The 12,493-nt window shown below is 73.5% G+C and carries 6 protein-coding genes and 1 pseudogene; all 7 read right to left on the bottom strand.

Translation table 11 applies throughout. The features are described 5' to 3' along the window. On the bottom strand, positions 1-1,588 hold a 1,588-nt coding region (locus E1258_RS23495), incomplete at its 3' end, for a right-handed parallel beta-helix repeat-containing protein (protein WP_207919682.1). Between the two features lie 7 nt (positions 1,589-1,595). Beyond that, the gene (locus tag E1258_RS23490; RefSeq protein ID WP_132404942.1) at positions 1,596-4,142 is read right to left on the bottom strand and encodes a hypothetical protein; all 2,547 of its coding nucleotides are present in this window, start codon (positions 4,140-4,142) and stop codon (positions 1,596-1,598) included. A 5-nt stretch (positions 4,143-4,147) separates the two neighbouring features. Beyond that, on the bottom strand, positions 4,148-5,503 hold the full coding sequence (gene eccB, locus E1258_RS23485; RefSeq protein WP_132404940.1) for a type VII secretion protein EccB: 1,356 nt from the start codon (positions 5,501-5,503) through the stop codon (positions 4,148-4,150). Between the two features lie 6 nt (positions 5,504-5,509). Then, entirely contained in the window at positions 5,510-6,919 is a 1,410-nt protein-coding gene (gene eccD, locus E1258_RS23480; protein WP_371688670.1) for a type VII secretion integral membrane protein EccD, read from the bottom strand. A 13-nt stretch (positions 6,920-6,932) separates the two neighbouring features. Beyond that, positions 6,933-10,889 (bottom strand): type VII secretion protein EccCa, encoded by a 3,957-nt coding sequence (eccCa, locus tag E1258_RS23475; protein WP_132404936.1) that lies wholly within the window; start codon positions 10,887-10,889, stop codon positions 6,933-6,935. A 19-nt stretch (positions 10,890-10,908) separates the two neighbouring features. Continuing rightward, positions 10,909-11,259, bottom strand: coding sequence for a hypothetical protein (locus E1258_RS23470; protein WP_132404934.1), 351 nt, complete (start codon positions 11,257-11,259; stop codon positions 10,909-10,911). Then, a pseudogene (locus E1258_RS34040) lies at positions 11,252-12,493 on the bottom strand (hypothetical protein); the annotation flags it as partial. The pseudogene E1258_RS34040 and the gene E1258_RS23470, both read right to left, overlap by 8 nt.

Here is a 12,493-nt window from a genome sequence, read left to right as displayed (position 1 = left end):
CCGGGGAGGTGGGCTCCACGGGCCGGGTGGCCCGTCCCGTGGTCAGCGAGGTGATGGTCGGGCGGGCGTCGTCGGCCTGACGGACGTCCTCGCCGCCGCTGTCCCGCGCGACACAGCGGGTGATCGACACCGGCTCCGCGGTGTCCACGTCGAAACCGGCGGCACCGCTCTCCAGCACCTCGCAGTCGGTGAAGGCCCCCCGGGCGCCGCGCTCCAGCCGTATCCCCGCCTGGCGGGCCCGGCGGACCCGCACCCGGCTGGCGGTCACCGCGCCGGACGCCCCTACCTGTAGGCCGTCACCCGCCACGTCGGCGAACTCGGTGTCCTGGAGCCGCAGGTCGGCGTGGTCGGCGACCCGCACACCGGCGCCGTCGAACACCGCCGACCGCAGCGCCAACGTCGCGCCGGAGCCGACCACGACGCAGCAGGCCGCCGTACCGCTGAACCGGGCGTCGCGGATGGTCCCGCGCGCCGACTCCCGCAGGTCGAGCGCGACGGCGCCGGCGGCGTCGACCACCAGGTCGGTGCCGTCGAGACCGGCGCCGGAGGTGACCAGCAGCCCGACCCCGGCGGTGACGTCGAGACGCAGCCGCTGCACGGTCATCGAGGCCGCGCCGGTCACCACCACCGCCTGCTCGCTGCTGCCCCGGATGGTCACCCCCTCGAACCGGGGCGTGCTCTCGGCCTCGACGGTCACGCCGACCGGCGAGTCGGTGAAGACGCAGTCGGTGAACGTCGGCTTGGCCGCACCGGTGACGTGGGCGGCGCTGCGTCCGGCGGAGCCGAACGTGCACCCCCGGAAGGTCGGGGCAGCGCCGCCGGCGACATGGACGGACTGGAAGAGCGCGCCGGTGAACTCGGAGTCCGTCACGACCGCGTCGACATCGCCGCGCATGAACACGTCGACGTTGGCGCTCTCCCGCACCCGCAGACGGTTGATCCGGGCGTGACCGCGCTGTTCCACCACGAGCGCCGGCTTGCCGGCGGCGGTGATCTCGCACTGTTCGACGACGAGCCGACCGTCACCGTTCACGCAGATGCTGTTCGCGCCGGCCCGCTCCACGGTGCAGCGACGCAGCGTCAGCGACCCCTGGTCGCTGACCACGATCCCGGAGGTGGCGACGTCCCGGATCACGGTGTCCTCCACCGTGCTCGCGCCCGGCGCGGTCACCACGATCGCGGCGCCCGAGGAGGAGCGCACCTCACAGTTGCGCAGCGCGATCGTGCCCTGTAGCCGGGCCAGCAACGTCACCCAGGCCGCCCCCTCGACGCGGCAGCCGTCCAGGGCCGCCTCGCCGGCGTACGCGTCGACCGCCGCCAGCTTCGGATCGGCGCTCGACAGCGAGATGCCCCGCAACTGGGCGCCCTCGCCGTGTACGGCCAGGACGCTGCCCTCCTCCACGTGCACCTCGACGAGGGCATTCGGCTCGGCGGCGATGGTGATCCGGTTGCCGACGACCAGCCTCTCCGTGTACCGGCCGGGTTGGACGGTGATGGTGGCACCCGGCTCGGCGCGGGCGATCGCCGCGCCGATCGTGGCGAACGCGCCGGGCTGTCCGCCGCCCACCATCAGGACCTGTCGACTCATCGCGGAATCACCCCTTCTTCCCAACCGGAGCACGGACGAGGCCGGGCAGCGCCCCGAAGCGGCTGACCGAGGCGGCGCCGATCCGCCTGCGGGGGTCCGCGCCGGCCCACCGGTCGAGGCTGCGGCGCAGGGAGGTGACCGCCAGCTCGTCGAGCGACGACCGCTTCCGGTCGACCCGGCCGTCGTCGTCGATCTCGTTGGCGCCGATCTCGCGGAGCAGGATGGTGCCGCGCCGGCCACCGGTCGGTTCCGCCGTTTCAAGGATCTTGAAGTGGGTGCCGGGCAGGAACACCACCCGGTCCTCGACGCGCTCCTCCCCCTCCGGCTCCAGCAGGGCGGTACGGCGGGCGGTCATCGACCAGATCAGCAGGTCGGTGTCGCCGTCCTGACCGGCGCAGGGCGCGGTCAGCATGGTGACGAAGCTCCAGTCGGTGACCAGGCGTCGGCCCCGGTAAAGGCGCCACTCGTCGCCGCCGGGCGAGGCACGCACCACGGTGCTGCCCCGGAACGACGGCAGCCGGGAGAGGCCGGAGACCACGCAGCGGGCGAGCGGGACGTGCGGACCGATCGCGCCCGACCGAAGGCCGTCGTCGATGCCGGCGCCCCGGCGGGTCAGGAACAGCCGGGTCGCCACCGAGTCGACGAGGATGTCGTCGGCGGTGCTGTCACCGCCGGCCTTCATCCCCGGGTGCTCCGACAAGATGCGGGAGACCGAGCTGGCCATGGTGTCGAAGTCCCGGCTCAGCGAGCGGCGCAGCCAGCCCCGCTCCTCCGCCAGCCCGTGGCCGGGCACCAGGGCGGAGGCCTCCGGTGTCGCCACCGGCTGGGTCCGGTGACCGGACGGTTCGCTCTGCGTCACCGGCCCGACGCTGCGAGCGGAGGCCGCCTCCGTCGGCACCGCCACGACCGCGGCCACCGACACCTCCACCGGCACGGCCAGCGGCGGCGCAGGCGGTGCTGCCTCGGGCGCAGGGGTGGGCGCGCTGGGCGGGGGCGGCGGCAGCGCCGGTCCGGCCGTCGCCGTCGGGCCCGCCGGATGCTCCGGCCCGACGTCCCGGGGTCCGTCGATCGAGGACTCGGTCGGAATCTCGACAGGAGCGGGCGGGACCACCGGAGCGGGCGTCGTCACCGGGGACAGGTCGATCGGCTCGGGGATGGTCGTGACGCCGACGGTCGGGACCTCCGCCGGCACGCCGGGGAAAGGCGGGGAGGCGGCCGTCGGCGGCATCGGCGGCATCGGCGGCAGCTCTGGGGCCAGCGTCAGGTTCGCCTCCGCCTGGCCGCCCGGCTTCTGCCCCGGCACCAACACCGACGCCGGGAACAGCGCGCTGGGTTGTCCTTCGCCACGGTCGATCCGGGCCGCCAGGTCCTCGGCGAGTTCCCGCATCCGCGCCGTCCGGTTCGGCGTGGTGTCGTCAAAGATCATGGTGATTCCCTCGGGGTCGAGCGGCGTCGCCCGCACCCGTTCCGCGTTCCCCGGCTCCTCCGCCGGGCGGATCCACAGTCCAACCTCGATCACCTCGACCACCGCGTCCGGGGCGTACCAGTACACCCGGGGCTCGATCTCCTCGGTCCACCGCAACGGGCCACGGTGGTCGAGCAGGAGCGGCCGGCGGGCCAGCGAGTTGGGGTGTGGCCGTGGTGAGTAGCCGAGTTCCAGGGCGAAAGGCGGCCAGCCCAGGACGCCGTCCGCGCGTACCGTCCGGATCTCGAACTTGCCCGGCGCGCCGATCGGGACTCCCGGATAGCAGACGACCTTGGTGGCGAGCAGGTCGGCGAGGGTCTGCCCGAACGATTCGCCCTCGGGCCTGCGTATCCCGCCGTACTGCACGAAGCGGGCCCGCAGCCGGCTGTCCGGGTCCAGGTCACGCCAGAACCGGACCACGTCGTCGAGCGAGAGCGGCTCGGTGCCGGGGCAGCCGAGCAGGACGGTCATCGTCTCCGCCTGGCACGGCAGGTCGGCGACGAGGCGACCGCGGTGCTCGGCGACGACCTCCGGTGCCCGTACGTCGTGGATCCACACCCCGCCGGGCAGCGGCTCGATCTCCCCGGTGGAGCTGGAGGCCCGGCGATCGGTCGCGGCGGTGTCCCAGACCGGTGTCGGGTACCGCTTGGAGTCCCAGGCCGGCGGCTTGCCGGGCCGGAACCGCACCCAGCCGCTGCCCGGTTTCGAGTGCACGAAGAGCGCGCCGGCCGCCCCCCGGATCAGGTCACCGTCGGGCGCGATCACCGTCCGGTTCAACCGCTCCGACAACCACTGCCCGGCCATCGCCGCCGTGTCGTTGCGCTCCCCGCAGGCGACCAGCCGGATACCGCGACGGCGGCGCGGCAGGACACCGGCCATCGACTCCCAGGAACCGATCGGGATGCCGCTGCCCAGATCCAGCACGACCAGGTCGTTCTCGCTGTCGGCCACCACCGAGAGCGCGAGGGACTGCGCCTCGCCGCTGATCTCGTCCGGGTGGTGCAGGACGAGCGCGTTGCCGACGGTGTGCTGCACCACGTCGCCGGGCTGACTACGCCCGCCGCGCAGCAGGTCTCGGATGGATGCCATGGACGCTACCCCCTAGCAGGACCGTTGACGGCGGTACGGCTGAGCACCGGGCCCTGCGGCACGACCGCCAGCAGGTCCCTCGGGAACGGGACGGCGGGCGCCGAGGCGAGTTTCAGGGAGGAGACCGTGTCCGGGTCGGCGAGCCGGTACGCGACGCCCTGTTCCGAGATCAACACCACCTCGGCGGCGGGGCCCACCCGGGGAACCGGTGTCACCGTCATGCCGGTGCCCGGTTCGGCCAGCACCCGGGTCGCGCCGTCGTCGCCGACCCCCGACACGCGCCGGTCGGCGAGCACCACCTCGCTCGCGACCCGCTCCCCGTCGACCGGCCGCTGCCGCAGGCAGAGCACCCGGCTGCCGGGGTCCTGCCACCGGTGGCCGGTCAGGTCAGGCAGCCGGTCGGTCAGCGTCCGGTCGCCGGAGAGCGGCGCCCCGGCGACGTCGGCCGCGTCCAGGGTCACCGGCGCGTCGCCACCGCGCACCGTGGCGAGCACGAACTCCATCCGGTTGAGGGGCGCCAACCCGTCCGGGCGGAGCACGAAGAGCTGTTCCGGGCCGGCGACAGGCTGCTGCCGGAACAGCGTGCCCACCGGGTGGACCCGCCCGGCGACCCGTGGGCCGGGGCTGCCCGCGCCCGGGATTCGGGCCGGACCGAGCGTGACGCCGGTCGGCAGCCGGTCCAGCCAGGCGGCCGGTGCGATGGCCACCCGCGCGTTGGCGGCGCCGAGGGCGACCAGCACCGAGGCGTCGACCACCGGGAACTTGACCGGCCCGGCGAGCAGGAACGTGACGCCGCCCGGGTCGCGTACCACCGTGAAGGTGTTCCCGGCCGGCGGCGTGGCGGAGGCTCGCGGGTCGAGGTTCACGCCGAGCCCCGCACCGGGCCGGTCCACCACCGACCCCGGCAGGCAGACCAGCCACGGCCCCCGGACCAGCGCGGCGGCGGCGGGGACGGACTGCGGCGCGTCGGCGATGCCGATCTCCGGACCGCGCGGCAGGTCCTTGAGCGAGTTGCGCGAGATGAGCCTCACCGCTGCGGACGGGCCCTGCAGCAGCATCGCGGAGGTCAGGTTCGACGTCGGGTGGAGCACGCCGTCGCGGTAGACGTACCGGTCGCCGCTCTCCTTCTCGACCAGGATCGCGCCGGCCTGGCGGTACGCCCGGCTGCCGCCGGGCACGAGCCAGCCGTAGACGGCGAACCCGCCGCCGGCCAGGAGCACCACGATGATCCCGATCAGCAGGCCGGTCAGCGCCCGCTGCCCGGGGATCTGCGCGCTGGTCGGGTCGCCCTCGACGAGCGCCGAACTCAGTCGCCCGGTCATGAAGCTGTGGGCGTGGACGTGGTCGCGCTGGGTCTGCATCGCCGCCTACCCGAAGAGCCCACGAGCCCAGGCGTAGATGCCGAGGACCTGCGCCAGGATCGGCAGGACGGCCACGCCGGTGGCGACGTCGAAGAAGGTCGCCGTGTACTCCCAGAACGGCAGCATGCGCCGTGGCCAGGGCCGCAACGCCGCCATCACGAGCGGCACCAGCAGCCCGGCCAGCGCGCTGAGCAACACCCAGCGCCAGGCGGGCGACAGCATGTCGGCAAGCTTCGTGATGACCATGAGGCAGCCGACGGTACCGGCGGCGACGAGCGCGCAGCGCTGCCAGAGACCGAGAAAGGTACGCGAGCGCAACAGGATTGCACTGGCGACCACCAGCACGAAGCTCCACCCCGCCCAGCCGGGCACCGTCATGGTGAAGTGGAACAGCACCGGCAGCACCAGCGCCGCCGTGACCATCGCGACCGTCAGGTAGGTGTCGGCGTCGTCGGTACGCCGGTGCACCTGCCCGGACGGCGCGGGCGCGATGTCGTACGACATGTCCTCGCTGGTCTTCGGCAGTTGCGGACCGCGCAGCCGGGACAGCTTCACCGCCATCCGGGGGGCCAGCACGATCACGACGAAGATCAGCAGTACGGCGACGGCGGCGGCGCGTGGCATGCTCATCCCGCTGCCGTCGTGCGTCAGCAGTATCACCACCGTGACCAGGCCGGTCACCCCGGTCACCAGCAGCGGCGGCGTCGGCAGGTGGGGCGCGAAGGTCCGTTGCGCGAGCAGCAGGACGGCGGCGACGGTGAGGACGGCGAGGGCGGCGGCCAGGATCGCCGCGCTGGTCACCGCGACCCGCTCCGGATCGCCGTCGACCGCGCTGGACGCGGCGACCGCCGCGAACCCGGCCGCGCCGCCGCCGAACAGCAGCGAGAACGCGCCGTCGTCCAGCCGTCGGCCGCAGAACAGCGCGGCGGCCAGTAGCGCGCTGCCCAGTACGGCACCGGCCACGACCTGCGGCAGGGCCGGACCGTGCGAGGTGAGCACCGAGGCGACGGCACCCATGAGAACAACCGACAGTACGACGAACAGTATCCGGCGGTACTCGGGCCGCCAGCGGTCGTGACGTCGGTTGACGGCGATGGCGACCCCGTCGGCGAGGTCGTCGAAGTCCAGTTCGGGCAGCGGGTCCTCGGCCGGGCGGAGGTGCAGTTCCTCACCTTCGAGCCAGTCCAGGCTCTCCGGGGTGCCGGCCAGCTCGAACGGGGCCTGGCCGAGGCGCTGCAACACCCAGGCTCCCTCGCCCGCGTTCGGATCGGAGCGCTGGTCGCTCTCCGTGGTCTGCTGCACCAGCAGCGGCAACAGGGCGGCCACCGTGGTGGTCGCCGGGACCGCCAGGTCGACCCTGCGGGCCGGACCGACGACGGTGACCCGGCAGAGTTCGGCGCTGAGCGTGGCGCTCACCCGTGCTCCCCTCTCATGCGACATGTCCGGTTTGGATCAGCCTGACGCTGCGGCGGGTGACCAGTTGGGCACGCCCGGGTGGCAGCCTGCGCGGCACCGCCTCGCCAAGGAACCGGCCCTCTTCCTTCGGGTACGACAGCAGCGCGGCCGGGGTGCCGAGTTCCCACATCCGGCGCAGGACCGGGTCCATCATGGCCCGCATGGCGCCCGAGGTGCTGCGCGCGACGATCACGTGAAGTCCGATGTAGACGCCCTGCGCCAGCAGCGGCAGCACCGGGTCGAGCGCGGAGCCCGGGGCGGCCGAGCGGGTCATCAGGTCGTAGTCGTCGACGATGACGAACAGCTCCGGTCCCTCCCACCAGTCCCGCCGCCGCATCCGCTCGGAGGAGATATCCGGGCCGGGCACCCGACGGTTCATCGAGACGGCGGTCTGTCCGGCCAGCTCGTGGAGCCGGTCGCCGGTGAAGCCGAACCCGACCTGGTAGTCGGGGGTGATCGCGGTGTCGAGGTCGCGCCGCGAGTCGCCGAGGACGACCTTCGCCTGGTCCGGCGTGTAGTGCCGCTGGATCGCCCGCAGCACCAGCCGGAGCAGGTTCGACTTGCCGGTCTCGTTGTCGCCGAGGACCAGCAGGTGCGGGGTGGTCATGAAGTCGTGCCACACCGGCGCCAGCCGCTGTTCGTCCCGGCCGAGGCACACCCGGAAGGCCGGCTCCGGCACCGGCAGGCTCTCCACCGGAAGCTGGGTCGGGAGCAGCCGGACGCCCGGTGCGGGCGGCCCGGTCCAGAACGTGATGATCTCCTCGACCGTCGACTTGGTGGCCTCGGCGAGGTCGTCGACGGACGAACTGCCGTCCATCCGGGGCAGCGCCCCGAGGAAGTGCAGGCCGCCGCTGGTCAGGCCCCGCCCCGGCTGGTGTGGCACGGTGGCCGCCCGGCGCGAGCCCACGTCGGACTCCATCGAGTCCGCGAGCCGCAGCTCCAACCGGGTGCCGAGCAGGTCCCGCAGCCAGGTCCGCATCTCCGACCAGCGGGTGGTGGAGACGATCACGTGGATGCCGAACGACAACCCCCGCGAGGCCAACTCCTGGAAGCGCGTCTCCAGGTCGCTGAAGTCCTGCTTCATCGTGTACCAGCCGTCGACCACCAGGAACACGTGCCCGTACGGGTCGTCGATCTCGCCACGGGCCCGGGCCGCCAGGTAGGCGCCGATCGAATCGAGGCCGCGGTTGGCGAACTCGTGCTCGCGACGCTCCATGACCTGCCAGACCTCCTCGATGGTCCGGACCACCCGGTCGCGTTCCATCCGGGTGGCGATGGAGCCGACGTGCGGCAGCCCGGCGATCGAGGCGAGCCCACCGCCGCCGAAGTCGAGCCCGTAGAACTGCACCTCGCGCGGGGTGTTGGTGAGCGCCAGCGCGAGGATCACGCTGCGCAGCAGCGCGGACTTGCCACTTTGCGGCGCACCGGCGATGCCGACGTGCCCGTCCGCCCCGCCGAGGTCGATGGTGAGCAGTTCGCGCAGTTGGTCGGCGGGGCGGTCGACGATGCCGACCGGCACCCGGAGCCGCCCCTGCGCGTTCGGGTCGTCCACCGTCATGCCCCGCACCGGGTCCGGTACGACGCTCGGCAGGAGCGTGTCCAGACTCGGCGCGGTCGACAGCGGCGGCAGCCACACCTGGCGGGCCGGCGGGCCGGCGCCGTTGATCCGGTCGAGCAGCACCTCGACGAGGCTCGGTCCGGTGACGCTCCCGGTCTCCTCCGGCTCGGTCTCCTCGACCGGTTCGGCGGCCCGGACCCGGCCCGGATCGTGCCTGACCGCGACCTGCCCGGTGGCGAACGGGACGACCTCGGCGAGGATCCGCTTTCCCTCGTCGTCCCCCTTGCGCAGCCCGCTGCCCTTGTACGGGCCGGAGACGTAGGCGGACTTGAAACGGACCAGGTTGGAGGTGTCGATCTTCAGGTAGCCGTTGCCGGGCTCGGGCGGCAGCTCGTACGCCTTGCCGACGCCGATCACCGACCGGGACTCCATCGACGAGAAGGTCCGCAGGGCGAGCCGGTACGACAGGTGCCCCTCGACCCGGTTGATCCGGCCCTCGTCCAGCCGTTGCGAGGCGAGCAGCAGGTGCACGCCGAGCGACCGACCGAGCCGGCCGATCGAGACGAACAGGTCCATGAACTCGCTCTTGTTAGAGAGCATCTCGCTGAACTCGTCGACGATGATCAGCAGGACCGGGAACGGGACCAGTTGGGCACCGGCGGCGCGGGCCTTCTCGTAGTCGAACAGCGAGGCGTATCCGCTGGCCCGCAGCACCTCCTGGCGGCGGGTCATCTCCCCGTTGAGCGCGTCCTGCATCCGGTCCACGAGTGGCAGCTCGTCGGCGAGGTTGGTGATCACGGCCGAGGTGTGCGGCAGCTTCTCCATACCGAGGAAGGTCGCCCCGCCCTTGAAGTCCACCAGCACCAGGTTGAGGATCTCCGAGGAGTGGGTGGCGGCCAGCGCGCAGACCAGGGTCCGCAAGAGCTCGCTCTTGCCGGAGCCGGTCGCGCCGATGAGCAGCCCGTGCGGTCCCATCCCGCCCTGCGCGGACTCCTTGAGGTCCAACTCGATGACCTCGCCGCCCTCGGTGACACCGATCGGCACGGTGAGGCGGTTGCGCTGCGGCGCGCGGGTCCGCCACAGCGCCGCGACGTCGAAGGTGTGCGCATCGCGAATGCCGAGCAGGGTGGTCAGCTCGAAGTCGCTCTCCAACGGCTCCTCGACCGCGTCGAGGACGCCGCTGGTCCGCTTGGGGGCGATGATCCGGGCCAGCGCCTCGCACTCGGCGACACCGAGCCCGTCGGGCACCGCCGAGCCGGTGCTCTCCCCGGCGGGGAACGTCACCAGCTCCCCGTCCAGGGCCAACCGCAGCACCTTGGGGCCTCCCGGCATCTGGCCGGTCAGGTCGAGCAGGACCACGTTGCGGATGCCTGCGCCGAGCAGCCGCGAGCTGTCCGGCAGGTCGGCCAGGTGCGCGATGATCACCACGAACGGCTCGGTGGACGAGGGCCGGGCCTCCCGGTCGTGGTCGCCCCGGTCGGAGATCTCCAGGCCGACCAGGTCCATCAGCTCCTCGTGGCCGCCGGCGAACATCCGCACCGGACCGGCCGCGTCGAACGCGGTCGGGTGGGCGTTGTGCGGCAGCCACTTGATCCAGTTCCACGGGCCCCGGTGGACCTCCGGCGCCAGCACCGCCAGCCGCAGCTCGTCCGGCGCGTGCAGGGTGACCAGCGCGGCCACCATGGCCCGGACCAGGTCGACGGCCGCGTCGGCGTCCCCCTCGAACTCGACGCTGGTGAAGCTGCGCAGGCCCACCGAGGTCGGGACGCCGGAGACGGTCCGGTACGCCTCGGAGAAGCGTCGCAACGAGATCGACGCGAGCGGTTCGAGATCCTCGATCGGCTTGGTCTGCGGGGGCAGGAACCGCAGCATCGCGTTCTGCCGGCCGAGCCCGATCCGGACCCGGCCGAAGTCCTCGTGGCTGGGCCGCCGCTCCCAGAGCCGGCTGCCCATCGCCACCGACCAGAGCCAGTCAGGCTGCGGGTGGGTCCAGATCACCGCCTGGCGCTGCTGCTCGGCCGCCCTGCGTGCCTGCCGGCGCAACTGGGCGATGTACCGCAGGAAGTCGCGCCGTTCGCCGCGCATCTGGCGCTTGCGTTCGGCAGCCGCCCGACCGATCTGCATGAGGCCCATGAGCAGCATTCCGGCGGCCATCGCGCCGCCCATCACGTACATCACCGGGGCCCGGCTGTAGAGGCCGAACATGGCCATCATCGCGCCCATGCCGAGCCCCATCGGCACGATCATGGCGAACGAGCGGAAGTCGAGCGGCGCTTCCTCCGCCATCAGCGGTGGTTCCTGGAGCTCGACCTCGCCGTCCGGGGTCTCTGGGCCGGTCGCACGGGGCGGGCGTTTGACCGTGACCGTACTCATGCCGGTGTCCCGTCTCCACTCATCCGAGCACCCCCGATCCCGCGCCGCCGCCGCCCCAGGCCGAGTCGTCCTGCCGGAGCAGGTTGACCGCGTACCGGTCACGGCGGGGCCGCTCGGCGGCGAGGTACCCGTCCTCCTCGTCGAACTGCTTCGTGTGGCGACGCCCGGCTGCCTCGCGCGCCTCGGCCTCCTCCCGCTCGCGTCGGGCCGCCTCGTCCATCGCCCGCTGCCTCTCACGCACCAGTTCGAGGCGTTCCGCGGCGGTGTAGTCCGGGCCGCCACACATCGCCGGCCGTCCCCCGCCGGGCGGTGCCGTCGGGCGTTCCCGCCGCCACGCCTTGAACGGCATCGGATCGATCTCGTCAGCCACCGGTCGTCCTCTCCGCACGCTCGACGTCGCCGTGCAGCCACCATGCGTCGCCGATGTCGTCCCAGCCCGACGTGTCGGCACCCGCCCCCGCGGGCCGCACGATCGGCACCCGGTCCTCGTCCGGGGACGGCTCGGCCCCGGTCCAGGTGGGCTCCTCCTCGCGGAGCAGCTCGGCGGCGTCCGGACGGTTCGGCGTCCGCTCCTCGTCCCCGGTCACGGGCGTGGGAAGAGGTACGCCGACGACCTCGGCCGGTTCGTCCGGGGGAATGTGGAGACCCGTCCCACCGGCAGTCGTGCCGGTGGGTGCCTCCGGACCGGCCGGCGAGTCCGCGCCAGCGGTCGCCCAGTCGGCGGAGTCCCCCTCGACCAGACCGGCGGCGTCCGGACGGTCCGGCGTCGAACGGCCGTCGGCAGCCGCACCCGGCGAACCCGGAGCACCCGGCATCGGCGGCAGTCCGGCGACCGGCACCGGCCCGGTGACGGGCGCAGCCGGTACGGCCCCGGTGAAGGGCGACGGCAGGGCCAGCACCGGCGGGTCGTCGGGTCCGGGCCGCTCCGCGAGACCGGTGCCACCGGCGGCGGCACCCCCGGGAGCGTCCGGGACGTCCACACCACCTGTGGAGGGCTCCCAGTCCGCCCCGTCACCTTCCACCAACCCGGCCGAGTCCGGACGCTCCGGCGTCGAACCGTTGCCAGCGCCCGCCCCCGGCGAACCCGGAGCACCCGGCATCGGCGGCACCAAGGGCACACCGCCACCCGGGACCCCACCCACCGGCGGCAACCCACCCGGCATCTGCCCCGGCGGAGGCTCACCCGTCCCCGGACCACCGGGGGTGGCACCGCCGGGGGCGAACGGGTCGCCGGGCCTGGGGACGCCCGAAGTCCAGTCGTCCTGGTCGCCTTCGACCAGGCCGGAGGAGTCCGGACGATCCGCCGGCGATCCGTTGCCCTGCCCGGCGCCGGGGGACCCGGGCATCCCCGGCATCGGCCCCGGCGCCGGTGCACCGGGCAGTAGCGGGGTGCCACCGGGCAGCTGGCCGCCGCCGGGCACGTCGACGCCACCGGGCACGCCACCCGGAAGGTCACCCCCACCCGGCACACCACCCGGCAGGCCGCCTCCACCGGGCAGGCCTCCACCCGGCAGGCCGCCTCCACCGGGCAGGCCTCCACCCGGCACGCCGCCGGGCAGGTCGACACCACCAGGCAGACCGCCCCCATCGGGCAGGTCGTGTGG

This window comes from Micromonospora sp. KC207 (assembly GCF_004348615.1).
Lineage (GTDB): Bacteria > Actinomycetota > Actinomycetes > Mycobacteriales > Micromonosporaceae > Micromonospora.
This window is presented reverse-complemented; position numbering and strand designations above follow the sequence as displayed.

What these genes read in the sequence shown, in the direction of transcription:
- E1258_RS23490 (WP_132404942.1), bottom strand. Translation starts at nt 4,142, where the DNA reads ATGGCATCCATCCGAGACCTGCTGCGCGGCGGGCGTAGTCAGCCCGGC.
- eccB (WP_132404940.1), bottom strand. Translation starts at nt 5,503, where the DNA reads ATGCAGACCCAGCGCGACCACGTCCACGCCCACAGCTTCATGACCGGG.
- eccCa (WP_132404936.1), bottom strand. Translation starts at nt 10,889, where the DNA reads ATGAGTACGGTCACGGTCAAACGCCCGCCCCGTGCGACCGGCCCAGAG.